Raw genomic sequence first — 15,945 nt, 5'->3', positions numbered from 1 at the left:
GGGGAAAAAAGATGAAAAGACTCATTTTGGGTGTTGCAATAACATCTGCTCTTGGCTTGACAGCATGTGGTGGTGACAGTTTTAACGAAGCAGTAGATAATGCTGAGCCGTTAGTGCCTGTTTCACATATGCAGTTTGATCCTGCTAATAGCAAAGTACCATTACCAAACGACTTACTCTTCAGTGGAACCACTGATGGCACATTATCTATCCCTGGCGAAGCCAGCGGTAACTATACTGATCCTCAAATTGCATTAGGTGCATTAGATGGATGGTCAACTAGTTCACCAATTTCAATTACTGTCGAACTTGCTAATGATTTACAGGGCAATGCATTAACGTTAGATGCAGCCTCTGTGTTTCAACCTGGTGCGGTGCGTATGTTTGAAGCGACGGTGGGCGGAGCATTATCAAGTGATGCTGAGTGTAAATCAGCACCTTCAGTTTCAGCTTGTAAAGTAGGTGAAGAGCTTCAATTTGGTGTTGATTTTGTATCAAAAGCATCAGGCAATAAAGTTGCCATAGTACCGATTAAACCATTAAAAGCTGGTCAGTCTTATATCTATGTGACTACCGATCTTATTCAAGACTCGCTAGGCCGTGCTATTGCTCCGTCAACAACTTATGGTCTGTTAAAGTTAGATTTTGAAACACAGCAGCTTGAAACAGAACAACAAAAAATGCTGCAGTATCTGGTCAACAGTTATGAAAAAGGTGTTGCTGAAACACACGGTGTTGATCCTGAATCGATTAGTTTTTCAGGTTTATTTACCACTCAGTCAGTCGCTGATGTGTATGAAACCACTAAATTATTGATGGCTTCTAATCCTGCTTACACACCTTCATTTGTGCAAGCACCTACGCCAACTGGATTGACAGTTGCTCAGGCTGCTGGGTTAACGCCAGCATCGGGTGCAGCCTATGTAGTCGCCGATATGGCTGATCTTTATACTGCCAAAATTAAACTGCCAATCTACGGTGATTGTTCATCAGCTGGCTGTGTGATCCCAATCGTCGATGGTGCTCCAACAGCACCTAATGGCCGTTGGTTTGCTCAAGGTGACAGCCCTGTGTCGGTATTGCTAGCTTTACAGGCGGGTACATTAAGCCAAGCTAACTTTTTTGCACAAGCATCTGATAACGGTGTAGATCCTCAAGCAGCGTTGGGTAATCCTGCATTACTTGCAGGTAAACAGTGGAAACTTGACGATGGTACTGCTGCAGATAAAACGAAACATTTAACCAAGTTTAACCCTATTCCGGCTATCAAAGGTTATGAAACTGTTTCAGTTCAAATTACCTTACCGAATGCGGCTAAGCTTGCAGCATTTACCGCTGCGCAAGGTGGAACTTTTGTGCCTCCAACAAGTGGTTGGCCAACCACAATCGCAATGCATGGTTTAGGTGGTGGTAAAGAAATGGCACTAGCTTATGCGGGTACATACGCTGCAGCTGGTGTTGCCACTATTGCGATTGATATGCCATTGCACGGTGCTCGTTCATTTGATTTAGACAAAGACGGCACTTATGAGATATCTGCAACAGCCCCAGCTTTTGGTCCTGTAGTCGGTAAGCCTAATGCGTTCACCAATGGTAACCCATTAGTGTTTGTTAACATCGCCAGCACATTGACAGTGCGTGACAATTTCCGTCAAGCAACCTTAGACCAATTAGGGTTAAGATTATTATTGACTGGAATGGCGCAACAACTCGCTGCGGCAAATCAACCTCAAGTATTTGATGTGTCTAAAATCAGTGCACAAGGTTTGAGTTTAGGTGGCATTGTTGGCACTACATTCTCTACTTATGCTAGTACAGGATTAGTTAATCCTATGACGGGTGATGCTTTACCTAACGCTTATGCTATTAATGCAACATCGTTAGTGGCGCCTGCTGGTGGTTTAGCTGGTGCATTTGCTGGTTCTGCTGCATTTGGTCCACAGTTATTCGCCAATGTCACCGCGTCTAGTACGTTTGCCGCTCTCGTTACTGCTGCAAATACTGCAGGTTATGAGGAAGGTAGTGCCGAGTATGCTGCTTTAGTTCAAGCAGTGTATGCTGAGTTTATACCAACATTTGCTTTTGCAGTGCAAACAGCTGTCGATTCTGCTGACCCAATTAACCATGGCGAAAAATTAGCGGCTACTGGTTTACCAGTGCATTTAATTGAAGTGGTTGGCGATGGGGCAGGCAACTTAGGTGACCAAACATTACCTAACAGCGTTGAAGGTTTCCCATTATCGGGTACTGAACCGTTAATTACCTCGCTAGCGCTAGGATGTGTTGATACTACAACGCCAGGTTCTGGTGCTGTACGCTTCTCTAAAGGCCATCACAGTTCGATTGTTAGCCCAGGTGAAGTAGATGGTGTAACAGACGGAATGGCTCTTGCTGCGACTGTTGAAATGCAGTCTCAAGTTGCTGGTTTTGCAAAAACAGCAGGTTTAGGACAAGCTACGATTGTTGTGAGTAACAGCGATGTGATCCAAAGCTGTAACTAATGTTTACTATTTAGTACGCAATATCTTAAGAAACCCAGCAATTAGCTGGGTTTTTTATTGTCTACTTGTCGGTTATTACTGTTAAAATACCGCAAGATTGTCATCCCTGTATGGAGCGAGTTTTGGAATTTTTATATGAATACGGCCTGTTTTTAGCAAAAGCGGTAACCATTGTTGTCGCTATTTTAGCGGTAGTAATATTTGTGCTGGCAGCAAGCATGAAAAACAAATCTGATAAAGGTGAGCTAAGACTGACTGATATTTCAGATGAGCTTATGCAGTTAAAGCATCAGTTGAAAGAAGAGTTACTGCCTAAAAAGCAATTTAAAGCCTATGAAAAGCAAGTAAAAGCAGCCGAAAAAGCGGCTGAGAAACAAAACTTAACCAAAGGAAAAGTATTCGTTATTGATTTTAAAGGCAGTATAGATGCCAATGAAGTCGCGTCATTACGCGAAGAAGTGACCGCTATTATAACCATCGCAGATAAAGATGACCAAGTATTGGTCAATGTTGAAAGTGGTGGCGGTATGGTTCATGGGTATGGCCTAGCGTCAAGTCAGTTAGATCGTTTGCGTCAAGCTAATATCCCATTATCGATTTGCGTGGATAAAGTGGCTGCAAGTGGTGGCTATATGATGGCGTGTGTGGCTAATAAGGTTTACGCCGCACCGTTTGCGATAGTGGGCTCAATTGGGGTGATTGCGCAAATACCAAACTTTAATCGTTTGTTAAAAAATCATGATATTGATTATGAACAGCACACCGCAGGTAACTTTAAACGTACTTTAACCGTTTTTGGTGAAAACACTGATGAAGGCAGAGCTAAGTTCCAACAGGAATTAGAAGAAACTCACGTGCTTTTTAAAGAATTTGTCGGCCGTTATCGTCCTAATATGGACATTGCTAAAGTTGCCACTGGCGAACATTGGTATGGCCAGCAAGCAATTGACTTAGGGCTTATCGATGCGGTTTCTACCAGCGATGATGTAATTTTAGACTTGGTTAACACCCATCAAGTGATTAAAATTCAATATCAAATGAAGAAAAAGCTAGCGGATAAAATTGCTCATGGCGTTTCACTATCAGTGACCACTATGATGAATCGTTTTGCGGAGCGTAATCAATCGGTGTAGTACATCAACATCACTACAACGCAATTGATTAAAAACAAAAACGACAGCCTAGGCTGTCGTTTTTTATACTGTAAAGCTTATGAGTGACTAAGCTTTGTAACTGATGTGTTGATGGAAACGTAAAATGACATCGGCGTGTTCTTTATCAATGTCGAACTCATTGGTAAATACACGTATAGCTTCTTCAACTTGATTCATAAAACGACCATAGCCTTCGTCTGTTTCATCGCTTTTACCTGCGACAATCACAAATCGGAAAACGTCTACAAGCTTGTTCGCATCCCAGTGGCAAATCGGCTCTGGTGATTCTGCATGAGGATCAAACCCAACCATCTGAAATTCGTTAGTACTGGTTAATTGCTCATACTTACTGTTACGTACAAGTGGTATTTTGCCGTTGGCAACCACCGCAACACGATTAAGCTGTTTGCTTTTAGTCGCTTCGATAAACTTGTCACATACCTTTTGATAAACACTGGTAAAGTCGGTGGTATCATTTGCGAGTAACTGCTTTTTGATGCGGCGGTCAACTGGAATGTTTATGGTGACATAATTGAGCGTGCTGACATTTTCTGGTAGCTCGCAATGACGTCGGTGATAGCGACTATCAACAGCGCGTAATTTATAACCGTAGGTTTCTTTTAGTCCTTTTGCTTTAGCAAAGAAATCATAAGAAATATGCTGGTGGTCACGGACTTTAATTGGCACATTTTTAACGGGTAATAATGGTTTTAGTTCAGCTATAAATTTTTGTACATGAGAGTGAAACTCAGCTGAATTACTGCGAAGGTCATTGCCAGTGGCTAAAAATACAATTCTAAGTTTTCTAGCTCTAAAGCCTGCAACGCTGTGTAAACGGTTAGCCTCATGGTGGGCTGGGTTATAGAAAAAACGTAATTGCTCATCTGTGGTTAAGCAATAAGCTTCACTGTGGAAGCGTACCATAGGCAATTTATCGGTAGTGACAACGTGCACGTTGTACAATTCTTGCTTTTCGGCTAGTTGATAGACGAGTTTGCTAAATTCATCGTAACAAGTTTCTAAATCACTGTATGCATTAAGATATTCATCAGTTAACGGAAAACCAATGGTAATGTATTGATTTTTACGTGTTGCTGTTGGCAAGTATACTTTTTTTTGACGACTGACGGACATATTATTTCCTTATTGCCTTAGTTGTTGTCTAAAGTTTATCGTTATATGTTTATGCTTATTTAATGCGCTTGCTGAGTGTCCATTTTAAACATTGATGCTTAAATTAAAATGACTTTCGATCACTTTATTAAAATGTTTTTAACATGTCGAACAAAACTTGTTCAAATTTAAGTGTTTACTCGGATAAAACTTGTGTGATCCAAGGTAACATTAACTGCGTAATAGTGTCTTGAGCTTGTTCATTCGGATGAATGCCATCGCGCTGCATAAGCGTTTTGTCGGTGGCAATATCTTGCATGAAAAAAGGGATTAACTTAATAGTATATTGTTCGGCTAACTGATGATAAATCTGAGTAAAAGATTTGGCATACCTCGGGCCGTAATTCGGTGGTACCATAATCTCAGTTAATAACACCTTGGCGCCTTGTTGCTGCGATAGGGTAATGATTTTTGTAAGATTTGATTTCAGTTTATTAGGTGGAAAACCTCTCAACCCATCATTACCACCTAGCTCAATGACAATCAGGTCTGGCTGGCTTGAAGCCAGTAAACTCGGGAGTCTACGTAATCCTCCCGCCGTTGTTTCACCACTAACAGAACCATTAATTATCTGATGCTGAGGCAACTGGTTACGTAATAATTGTACCCATCCCTGATCTTCTGGCATGCCATAGCCTGCACTTAAGCTATCACCTAATATCAAAATCGTGGCAGCATAGGTCGGTACACTCATAACTATCAGTATAAACACGCTGGTAAGCACGCGTTTAAGTGACGAATATAAGAAGGATTGTATGTCTAATAATATCGATCGAAATACCAGTGCCATTACTGTAACTAACCTCAATAAAACTGTCGTGACCCAAGAGGGAGAGTTGACTATCCTCAACGGCATTAATATAGAAGTCAAGCAAGGAGACAGTATCGCCATTTTGGGACCATCAGGTTCAGGTAAGTCGACACTATTGGGTTTACTTGCAGCATTAGATACACCTACCTCTGGTGAGATAGTGTTGGATGGGGTGGCCTTATCCGGATTAAATGAAGAGCAAAAAGCAGCGCTTCGTAAGCAAAAAGTCAGTTTTATCTTTCAGTCATTTATGCTGGTTGATACCTTAACAGCGCTTGAAAACGTTATGCTACCCGCAGAGCTTGCAGGGGTGAAAGATGCCAAGCAGAAAGCCCAAACCATGCTCAATCGCGTTGGTTTATCTCATCGATTAAATCATTTGCCTAAACAGTTATCGGGTGGTGAACAGCAACGTGTGGCTATTGCCAGAGCTTTTATTTGTGAACCCAAAGTGCTGTTTGCAGATGAACCAACAGGCAACTTAGACAGTGTGAATGGTGATAAAATTGCTGATATGTTGTTTGAGTTAAACCAAGAAAGTGACACCACGTTGGTGTTAGTGACGCATGATTTACATTTAGCAAAACGTTGCGCACGCCAATTAGTGATGGAAAATGGCCATTTGTCAGAACCATACGCAGATAATCTTAAGGCTGCCCATGTGAGCGCGGAACCTGTTGCGGAGGTTAATTAATGGAGTGGCAAATTGCGTGGAGATTGTTTAAACGTGAACTCGCTCAAGGACAATTAATTCTTATCGTGTTGGCTATTACGTTAGCGGTGTTATCCGTGACCGGGCTAGCGCGGGTTAGTGAGCGTTTACAAGTAGCCATTAATGGCGAAGCCTCTAACTTTATTGCCGCCGACCGTATTATCGACTCACCGGTTGAACTTGATGCACAAGTCCTTACAGTTGCCAATGAGTTAGGCCTTGCCCACGTCACTAACATGCAATTTAACTCGATGGTGTATTCGGGCGATAAATTTCAATTAGTGACCGTTAAAGCGGTAGGTGATGGCTATCCGTTAAAAGGCGATATAGAGCTGAGTAACGGTGTCACTCGAGCATTACCAAGCAAGGGGCAAGCATGGTTTGAAAATCGTTTAGGTGGTTTGCTTGGCTACCCAAAAAGCATTGAATTGGGCAATAGTGAGTTATCGCTAACCGAAGAGATTAGTCGTTTACCGGATGCAGGGTTTAATCCGTTTGCGTCCTCACCAGTATTACTCATCCGTTTAGATGATGTGGCGGCGACAGGTATTATTCAACCTGGTAGCCGGGTGACGTATTTATACCAATTTACTGGCGATGCAGAGCAGCTAACGGCCTTTGAACTGCAAGCTAAACCTTTGCTCAATAACAGCCAGCGTTGGGTAGATGTGCAATCGGGAGATTCCCCGATCGCTTCAGCTGTGCAACGTGCGGAGCGCTTTTTGCTGCTAGCCAGTTTACTCGGTATTGCATTAGCGTGCGCCGCGATTGGTATTGCAGCGCAGCGTTACTGTCAACGCCACTATGATGTTGTGGCCATGCTGAAAACCTTTGGCGCTTCAGGCAAGCAAATTCGGGTGTTATTCGGACTGCATTTGTCGTTAGTGACCTTATTGGGTATTGCACTGGGTTTGCTGGGCGGGTTATTGCTCGACATTGGCATTACGGCATTTTTACCACCAGAGATAGCCGCTTATTCTCCACCGTATTTACGGCCTATTTTATTAGGTGTAAGCACGGGGCTAATCAGTGCATTTATGTTTTCTGCTTATCCGTTAATGCGGCTGTTAGCCATTCCGCCGTTAAGAGTATTGCAGCGCCAATTAGAAGGCCTGCAGCTGGGCATGTGGCTCCATTTACTATTAAGCTTGGCCGCGATGGCCTTGTTGGGGTATTTGTATTCAAGAAGTTTAGCATTGACGATGACAGTGGTACTTGCGGTGCTGTTGTTAGGTTTTTTACTCAGTGTGCTGGGCTTTGTGATGATCCGTTTCGGTCATGGCATTGGCATGAAAACCACCAATCCTTTCCAACTAGCATTAGCTGGGCTTCGCCGTCGTGCTCGTCAAAATGCTGTGCAATTGGTTGGATTTAGCAGTGCATTGGTATTATTGCTCACCATCTTGGCCTTGCGTCAAGATTTACTTAATGAATGGCAAAAGCAGTTACCTGAAAATGCACCTAACTACTTTCTAGTGAATATAGCCCCTGAGGATGCTAAGCCATTAAATGACTTTTTAAGCCTAAATCATATTAACGCTACCGATATTTATCCTGTGGTGCGTGGTCGACTCACTCATATTAACGACGAGGAGTTGATTTCGGGCAAACAAGCTGAAAACGGAGCTGAAGGGCGAGTGGGGATTTCTCGCGAATTAAACTTAACCTATCGAGATACTTTACCGCCAAATAATAAGCTGCTTGAGGGCAAGTTTAATCAAGCTGCGGATGATGTTTCGGTTGAGTCCGGTGTCGCAGATAGACTAGGCGTTATACTTGGCGACAAGCTCACTTATAGCATCGATAATCAATCCTTTTCGGTGAAGGTTGCCAGTATTAGACAGGTTCAGTGGGAAACCCTACAACCTAACTTTTTCATGATTTTTACCCCTGAAGCGTTGGCGCCATTTGCCTATACCTCGATGGCCAGTTTTCACCTTAATGATGCGCAATTAGCGGCGGATGGTAGCTTGCTGAGCGCCAATCAAGTGGTATTGCAACTGATCCAACAATTTCCAACGATATCGATTATTGATGTTGGGGCGATGGTTGAGCAGCTACGGCAAATAATCGATCAAGTGTCATTATCACTATCACTAGTGTTGGCATTAGTGTTGTTGGCCAGTGCCTTGGTGTTGATTGCGCAAACTGAGGCTGGCATGGCGACTCGACAACGAGAACTCGCAGTGTTGCGAACTTTTGGCGCATCCGGTTGGTTACTTCGTGCTTCTACTGGAATTGAGTTTGCTTTGCTTGGTGCAATTGCTGGTTTATTAGCGGTGATTGTGGCTGAGTTTGCTTTATATATGCTAAAAACCCAAGTGTTTGAGCTAGTGGTATACATGCATTGGCCATGGTGGGGCATCACTCCAATCGCAGGCGCGTTAATTGTGGCAATCTTAGGGGTTTGGCGTTGTCGTCAGTTACTCAATAAGTCGTGCAGTGACATGTTAAAAGAGGGCTAAAATACTTACAAATATTAAGGGAGATGCATTGTCATCTCCCTTTTTTATGTTGCCTTTTTACCTTAGTTGATCACTGATGTGATTACTTTTGACGCATTTTATATTGGGTTGGACAATACGCTCTATCAATACCTTCAGGTCGCAATTTAAGGTGCTTGGTTTTACGGCCACTAACACGGGCTCGCCAAGACTTAAAGCTATTGGGTTTGAGTGATGAGCGCATGAGTTTAATCACATTTGATTCGTTTAAGCCATAAAGGTGTTCAATAGCTTCAAATGGCGTGCGGTCTTCCCATGCCATTTCAATGATCCTTGAGGTATCGTGCGGTGATAGCATTGAGTTTGATAATGTTTATTGGGTTTGCGCTCTAATACGTTAGTTATCAGCGTTTAGATTAGTGTATTAAGGATTTGTGTTTAAGGCAGATGAATACGTTAAAATATAGAGACAAGCTTTATTGGCCTATATTTTTTTCATTAGTGGATGTTGAACAATTATCTGATCATCCTATTGGCGGACGGTTAAATGCTGGCACCACAGGGTGAGTGCTCATTACCGATGATGAGTGCGGTACATTTAATATTATTTCCCCCTGCCAAGTCGTGCTATAAAATTTATCAAGCCACCTTAGCTGTCGATTACGAGATTGGACAAGCATTTGTCTACTCTCTAAATCGTTTTAAGTTGGCTTGCTGTATAATTAAGCTATATTAAAAAGTGCTCGGTGCCGATCACGATAAATGTAGTGGTTAATGTTGTGATGAAAAGTGTTAGTTCTGAATAATTTATGATTTAGTCCACCAGGATACATAGTTATAGAGGCAAATATTGTCGATGGAGCATAAAACACCACTCTCATATCATTTTAAAGACAAACATATATGGTTTGACATGACCATGCTTGCAGCATTGTTTGTTGTTGCAGCCTACGTTCCTCTATTAAAAATTGTGCCTTTAGTTGCCTGTCTAGAGTTATTCAGCTTTTTTAGTTTTCACTTACTAGCAAAACGCAGTCGATTCCAGTTACAGGGCTTTCTGGGAGGATTTATTTCCAGTACGGCAGTTTTTTTACAAATATTAAATGATAAAAAATTTGCATCAACAAGTGAACGTGACTTGCTACTGACATTGTTGTTTGCTTTATGTTCTATGTTACTGGAATGTCTATTTATTATCTTTTTTTTGGCAGACCAATTAGCCTTTATTTTTTATATCCCCTTTGTCACGCAATTATTGTTTTTTATTACGGCGATAATATATGTGCAGATGCAATCCAATTTACTTTTTTTAAGTAACCAGTCAGGGCAACCAACAGTTGATATTGAGCTATTAATTGATCACCCGATAAATTGGAAAAATGTTGCTAAGCTATCTATTTTTATCCTCGGACTTGTATATGCCATGCATTTTATCGGCAGTGAACTTGGTTTATCGCGAGGGATCAGTACTTTGCTGGTATCATTTTTTGAAGCTCATGCCATTCTTGTATCGGTGATGAGCGAATGGTCTATGAATCCACAGGATATTGATTTAATAAATTTATTGTTGTTAATTTTACTCGGTAACACCATCAGTAAATCGTACTTGATGTTTAAAGGAAGCAATTTTTCTCACAAATGGATTTTTATTGCGATGATGTTTGTGGGGTTTGCATTAAGTGTCGGTGCTACGTTTTTTTGCTCTTTTTTGCTTGAGTAATGTGTTTGCTATTCTCTCTAATAATACAAACTGCACTTTACGTCTGTGGCATAATATCCCCCACCATTGACTGCATATCTGACGAGACAAAGCATAATATCCGCTTAAGTAGCCAATAATAAATGATTATCGCAAGTTAAGGTTATTTATGCGTCTTGATCGATTTGTTTGTAAAAGTACTGAATTATTAAAGTATGAGGTTATTCAACATATCCATAACGGGGCTGTGCTCGTTAATGGTGTAGTTGTCAGGGATGAAGCTGTTCAAGTTCATGAAAATAATGACATCAGCTTAAACGGTCAAAATCTTGCTGCTCGAGCGTTTCGTTATATGTTAATCAATAAACCTGCCAATACCCTTTGTTCGAATGTCGATGGTGTCTATCCGTCGCTATTCTCATTAATTGACGCCGAACGACCATCTGAGTTGCATATTGCCGGACGATTAGATGCCGACACAACCGGATTAGTGCTTATTACCGATGATGGTCGTTGGACATTTGCTATCACGTCCCCGTCTGGACAATGCCATAAAGTTTACCGGGTTAAATTAGCTAAGCCGATAGCAGCAGATGCCGGAGAGTCTTTTTTACAAGGCATTGCTTTGCAAGGGGAGCAAGAGCTGACATTACCGGCACAGTTGCAAATTATCACACCACAAGAAGTATTACTGACCTTAACTGAAGGTAAGTTCCATCAAGTTAAACGCATGTTTGCTGCCGTAGGTAATAAAGTGGTGTCGCTGCATCGAGAAAGTATTGGTGCGGTTAAACTGGATGTAGCAATAGGTGAATGGCGTTATTTAACCGATGTAGAAATTGGTTCATTTAGTCATATACTTTTAAATAAGCTTTAAATTCAGCGCCCCTTAGTATTTGTGTAAAAAGCGCTTTATTGATTATTTTATCATGACCTCACGCATGCGATATTCACCCGTTAATGTCCTTACTTCAGGGTATTTGGCTGAAATTTCATTAGACATTTTTTTATCAGCCTCGCTCCACTTTTTCATGAACGCTTCATACTTCTTTTTGTTAGGCTCCATGTCTGCGCCATTAGCCATAGTAACGACTAATAACATGTTAAAATCACCACTCACTGGTAAATCACTTGCATAGATTTTCCAGTCTTTGATATAACCAAGTTCCTTTTCAATTTTAACCGCTTTAACCCAGCTATTACTCAAACCTGCCAAATATATATCCGCCATATTAGGATCTACTTTAACGGTAGTCATTACCATTATTTCAGTACCGAGATCGTAATCTTGGTAAATCTCCAATCTATCTTTGGCAAATAATGCGGAGCTAAATACAACGCAAGCTAATGTAATTAATAATTTTTTCATTTTATTATCCTTTTTAATAATTAATTATTTTGTTCGTTTTTTGTACAATTTAATCATGGTAAGGAATCAGGTAGAGTCAAGTCACTCTACAATGCGGCATGTTAACCTGGCCGTTCTACGGGAGTGTATGAGGATGGCAAAAAGTAAATCGTATTAACCACGGGTTTGAGCTGGAATCACACCTTTCTGGTTATATTGTCCTTTTAGCTAACGTTAGTGGGTAAGGTTATTAAAAACACATAAAACAATAACTTTTTGTTATCATTGTGCCATTATCGGCGGTGACGTTAGTATCCCCATAATCGATGTCGTATAAGAGATGTTCATTGTCGATGCAATGAAGTGTTCAGTGCATAATAGAGGCGCAGCATGTTAAATCAACAATGGTTAACCACATTTATTAAACTTGTCGAAGTAGGGCATTTTACTCACACGGCAGAGCAGCTTTTTATGACGCAACCTGGCGTGAGTCAACACATTAAAAAGCTTGAGCTGCAAGTGGGCGTTGATTTACTGATTCGAATAGGAAAAAGCTTTGAGCTAACTGAAGCTGGAATTGTGTTATATCAACAAGCATTAGTTTGGCAGCAGCAACAGCAACAAGTTTTGTCGCAATTAGCGGTTGATGATGAGCATGTAGGCGTTTGTCGTTTAGCGTGTTCGGGATCGATGGCGTTGCTTTTATATCCTCACCTTATTGACTATCAGTTGCCATATAGTCAATTACAAATCCATCTGGAAGCGGCGCCTAATAAACGCATTATTGATAGTGTTATGGCCAATACCGTTGATGTGGGCATCATTACGCAGCCGATTAACATGGATGAGCTGGTGGTGACCCCATTAGCTGCACAGTCTCTGTGTCTGGTGTTACCGCAGTCGTACCCACATCAATCGGTTACATTTGAACAACTCATGGAACTTGGAATGGTGAGCCATCCAGATGCGATGCATTATTGGTCGCAAATAGTCGGCCAGTATTTTATTGAAAAACAGGTGTTAGCGTTGCAGGTGCCTATTCGCAGTTACGTTAACCAATTGAACCAAATTCTTGTTCCCGTGGCTAAAGGGCTGGCATTTGCTGTGCTACCACAATTTGCAGTTGATAATTTTGCCCAACAACAGCATATCCGCATAGCATCTTTTGCCACCGAGCAAGCCAACAATGTGGTGGTCAGTGAGCCCTTGTTTATCATTTACAAAAAACATCGGCCACTTGCACGTCGTTATGGACCGATAATCAATAAAATTAAACAGTTGGTGAAGTGATGCCCGTTAGCCCGGTGAATTTTCTCGGTGGTTTAGTGCTCTGAGTTAGCTCGCTGAGTTAGCTCTTAGAATTAATAATGTGTTGTAATGCACTGTTGATATCAGTGTATTGAAACTCAAAGCCAGCCGCTAAAGTCCTTGTGGGTAGTACAAATTGGCCGGTAGTGAGCAACTCTGACATTTCACCCATTGCCAGTCTTAGCGCTAATGGTGGCGTGGTTATTTTGGCCGGACGATTTAACGCACTGCCTAATGCTTTAGCAAATGTTGCATTGCTAACAGGCTGAGGTGCAGTAGCATTGTAAATACCTTGTAAGTTGGTGTTGTTCAGCAAATAGTTAATCAGTCCAATTAAATCATCAACATGGATCCAACTCATACCTTGCTCGCCACTGCCTATTGGGCCGCCTAAACCAAGTTTGAATGGAGGTAGCATTTTTGCTAATGCGCCGCCATTCTTCCCGAGCACAATACCTATTCGAGTAATACACACTCGGGTCTGTTGTGACTGGGCTTGAAGTGCGAGGTCTTCCCATTTCTGGCATATATCATGGCTAAATTCAGTATGAAATCCACTTGTCTCATCGACTGGACTCTGGTCTTGTCGACCATAGTAACCCACCGCTGAGGCGCTAATAAACGTATGTGGCGGCGTAGTACTTTTACTAATAAGCTGAGTTAATTCCGTGGTGATGTCCCAACGGCTGTCGCATATTAGTTTTTTTTGTTTGTTGCTCCAACGTTTACTGACTATCGGTTCGCCTGCAAGGTTAATTACGGCATCTATGTCGTTAAGGTGTGGTTTATCAGTAAGGGTTTGCCAGTATTGATGGTGACTGCCAAGATTATTTTTTGCGTTATTAATATTTCGCGTCAATATGATCAGTTGGTGTTCGCTAAGCGATTTAACTAAGCGTTTGCCAACAAACCCCGTTGCACCAGTGATTAATATTCTCATCTAAACTCCCTTCTACTCAGTAGAACAATATACGATGGTAACCTTAAGAAATGATCACAAATTCTGCACGCAACATACTTGTTATTACGGCTTTTGATAGCATAATTCCATCGACACAGAGTCTGCAAAGCGAAGTGCATGGGGTTTATCAATTTCGACACTGGCAAATTCAACCCAATCATGTTCACTGGCAATGGCGAGAGTTTGATTGGTTAGGTTTTCGAGTAATGAAAAACGATTATTTTCAATCAAAGCAATGATATTTTTAGTAATGGTGCGATAATTCAACGCATCAGTGACATTGTTGCTGTTTCGCGCTTTGTCGGCACAATAATGGATCACCACATTGACGATGACATCTTGTTGGTTATTGATTTCATCTTCTTTAATGCCGATATAGGTGCGTAAACGTAAGTTTTTAATGCGTATAATAGCGGTTTCTGGTTTCATATTGAGTGAGTGGATCCCTAAAAGTTGTTGTAAGCCAATATTGTCATCAACTTATATGTGAATCGACAAAAATATTTAACTTAGTTTGCAATATGTTACTGAGTTTAGCTTAGCATACAGAATCATTTTAATAAGCAATAATAAGGATTTTTAGTTCTATGAAAGGATTACAACAATCGCCTATGGCTGTCCGTAGTTTTGTGGTGATGGCCTGTGTGGTGATCATTCTAGCGGGAATCAAAACGGCCAGCCCAATTGTGGTGCCTTTTGTATTATCTGCATTTTTAGCGGTAATTTGCAATCCAGCCATTGTATTGATGACGCGCTATCGTATTCCTAAATGGTTATCGATCATCTTATTGATGGGATTTATTGTGTTAATGGGCTTGTGGCTGGCCAGTTTAGTGGGTAGTTCGGTAACTGAGTTTTCCAAAGAAATGCCCAAGTATCGGGAGCAATTGATTGAACAATTTGCGTGGATCCTTGAAAAACTGCAAGATTTTAATATCCAGATTTCTCAACAAAAAGTACTCGATTATTTTGACCCCGGCATGGCGTTATCCATGACCACCAATATGTTGTCTGGTGTTGGCAATGTGATGGCTAATTTATTCCTGATTATTTTGACTATCGTATTTATGTTATTTGAGGCGCAATCAATGCCTAGAAAGTTTCATTTAGCCCTCGATGCTCCAGATAAGCGTTTACAGCAAATCGATAAATTCTTGCAGTCGGTTAATCAATATATGGTGATTAAAACCCTTGTCAGTTTAGCGACAGCAGTGGTTGTTGGTATCGGTTTGACAATCATTGGCGTTGACTATGCTTTGTTATGGGCAGTCATCGCTTTTCTGTTTAATTATATTCCTAATATTGGTTCTATTATTGCCGCTATTCCGGCTGTGTTATTGGCTTTTATCCAAATGGGCCCAGGGGCTGCAGGTATTACCGGTTTATTGTATGTGGGTACCAATATGGTGATGGGTAATATGGTTGAACCGCGTTTTATGGGCCGAGGTTTAGGCTTGTCTACCTTAGTGGTTTTTTTATCATTGATTTTTTGGGGTTGGCTGCTTGGCTCTGTCGGCATGTTGCTGTCGGTACCCTTAACCATGATTGTTAAAATTGGTCTTGAATCGAGCGACTCGGGCAATTGGCTGGCAATTTTATTGTCGGATGATAATGATGACTCACCCAATGAATCTGCCAATAATGTTAAAGCAGATGCCGAAATTGCAGCTGAAGATTGCCACAGAGACGACGATGACGAACAGGTTAATAATGACGTTAATAGTGGAGTCAGTAGCGACGTAGATAATGATCATAGCGTGGGCAGTGACACTAAAGCTAAGTCATCAACCACAAATGCATAACCCTATTGATTGTATTTAGTTTATTGAGTTAA

General features: G+C 41.3%; 14 protein-coding genes. 8 read left to right on the top strand and 6 right to left on the bottom strand.

Features of this window, described 5'->3' with window-relative positions; all coding sequences use genetic code 11:
• Positions 1-11 precede the first annotated feature (11 nt).
• Together HNW13_RS13685 and sohB are read left to right on the top strand one after the other, a co-directional pair.
• Entirely contained in the window at positions 12-2,501 is a 2,490-nt protein-coding gene (locus tag HNW13_RS13685; protein ID WP_182743736.1) for a VolA/Pla-1 family phospholipase, read from the top strand.
• A gap of 122 nt (positions 2,502-2,623) precedes the next feature.
• The gene (gene sohB / locus HNW13_RS13680; protein ID WP_162022732.1) at positions 2,624-3,634 is read left to right on the top strand and encodes a protease SohB; all 1,011 of its coding nucleotides are present in this window, start codon (positions 2,624-2,626) and stop codon (positions 3,632-3,634) included.
• Between the two features lie 87 nt (positions 3,635-3,721).
• Here sohB and HNW13_RS13675 read toward each other — a convergent pair whose 3' ends face one another.
• Entirely contained in the window at positions 3,722-4,789 is a 1,068-nt protein-coding gene (locus HNW13_RS13675; protein ID WP_101087882.1) for a DUF3083 family protein, read from the bottom strand.
• 175 nt (positions 4,790-4,964) lie between these two features.
• A complete protein-coding gene (locus HNW13_RS13670; protein ID WP_162022733.1) occupies positions 4,965-5,522 on the bottom strand; it encodes an arylesterase in 558 nt (185 codons plus the stop codon).
• A gap of 61 nt (positions 5,523-5,583) precedes the next feature.
• Here HNW13_RS13670 and HNW13_RS13665 point away from each other — a divergent pair, with 61 nt between their 5' ends.
• Together HNW13_RS13665 and HNW13_RS13660 are read left to right on the top strand one after the other, a co-directional pair.
• Positions 5,584-6,333 carry an ABC transporter ATP-binding protein gene (locus tag HNW13_RS13665; RefSeq protein ID WP_162022734.1) on the top strand — a complete coding sequence of 250 codons (750 nt, stop codon included), beginning with the start codon at positions 5,584-5,586 and terminating at the stop codon, positions 6,331-6,333.
• Positions 6,333-8,816: an FtsX-like permease family protein gene (locus HNW13_RS13660; protein WP_192115992.1), complete on the top strand. Its 2,484-nt coding sequence runs from the start codon at positions 6,333-6,335 to the stop codon at positions 8,814-8,816. Before HNW13_RS13665 ends, HNW13_RS13660 begins: the two co-directional genes overlap by 1 nt.
• A gap of 82 nt (positions 8,817-8,898) precedes the next feature.
• Here HNW13_RS13660 and HNW13_RS13655 read toward each other — a convergent pair whose 3' ends face one another.
• Complete coding sequence (locus tag HNW13_RS13655; RefSeq protein WP_101087889.1) at positions 8,899-9,153, bottom strand: TIGR03643 family protein; 255 nt, start codon at positions 9,151-9,153, stop codon at positions 8,899-8,901.
• 498 nt (positions 9,154-9,651) lie between these two features.
• Here HNW13_RS13655 and HNW13_RS13650 point away from each other — a divergent pair, with 498 nt between their 5' ends.
• Both HNW13_RS13650 and HNW13_RS13645 read left to right on the top strand, forming a co-directional pair.
• Positions 9,652-10,515 carry a DUF4010 domain-containing protein gene (locus tag HNW13_RS13650; RefSeq protein ID WP_162022736.1) on the top strand — a complete coding sequence of 288 codons (864 nt, stop codon included), beginning with the start codon at positions 9,652-9,654 and terminating at the stop codon, positions 10,513-10,515.
• 148 nt (positions 10,516-10,663) lie between these two features.
• Complete coding sequence (locus HNW13_RS13645; protein WP_162022737.1) at positions 10,664-11,371, top strand: pseudouridine synthase; 708 nt, start codon at positions 10,664-10,666, stop codon at positions 11,369-11,371.
• A 42-nt stretch (positions 11,372-11,413) separates the two neighbouring features.
• On the opposite strand, the gene HNW13_RS13640 is transcribed toward HNW13_RS13645, so the two are convergent.
• Positions 11,414-11,863, bottom strand: coding sequence for a hypothetical protein (locus HNW13_RS13640; protein WP_101087898.1), 450 nt, complete (start codon positions 11,861-11,863; stop codon positions 11,414-11,416).
• A 369-nt stretch (positions 11,864-12,232) separates the two neighbouring features.
• On the opposite strand from HNW13_RS13640, the gene HNW13_RS13635 reads away from it, so the two are divergent.
• Positions 12,233-13,132: a LysR family transcriptional regulator gene (locus tag HNW13_RS13635; protein ID WP_101087901.1), complete on the top strand. Its 900-nt coding sequence runs from the start codon at positions 12,233-12,235 to the stop codon at positions 13,130-13,132.
• Positions 13,133-13,190: 58 nt separating this feature from the next.
• On the opposite strand, the gene HNW13_RS13630 is transcribed toward HNW13_RS13635, so the two are convergent.
• Both HNW13_RS13630 and folX read right to left on the bottom strand, forming a co-directional pair.
• Positions 13,191-14,090, bottom strand: a complete 900-nt coding sequence (locus HNW13_RS13630) for a TIGR01777 family oxidoreductase (RefSeq protein WP_101087904.1) — start codon at positions 14,088-14,090, stop codon at positions 13,191-13,193.
• Between the two features lie 84 nt (positions 14,091-14,174).
• Positions 14,175-14,540, bottom strand: a complete 366-nt coding sequence (gene folX / locus HNW13_RS13625; protein ID WP_101087907.1) for a dihydroneopterin triphosphate 2'-epimerase — start codon at positions 14,538-14,540, stop codon at positions 14,175-14,177.
• Between the two features lie 158 nt (positions 14,541-14,698).
• Between folX and HNW13_RS13620 the strand changes: the two genes are divergently transcribed.
• Positions 14,699-15,913, top strand: coding sequence for an AI-2E family transporter (locus HNW13_RS13620; RefSeq protein WP_101087909.1), 1,215 nt, complete (start codon positions 14,699-14,701; stop codon positions 15,911-15,913).
• Positions 15,914-15,945 lie beyond the last annotated feature (32 nt).

The organism is Shewanella sp. BF02_Schw (assembly GCF_014596695.2).
GTDB lineage: Bacteria > Pseudomonadota > Gammaproteobacteria > Enterobacterales > Shewanellaceae > Shewanella.
Note: the sequence above shows the minus strand (reverse complement) of the source record. Positions and strands in the feature narration are given on the sequence as shown.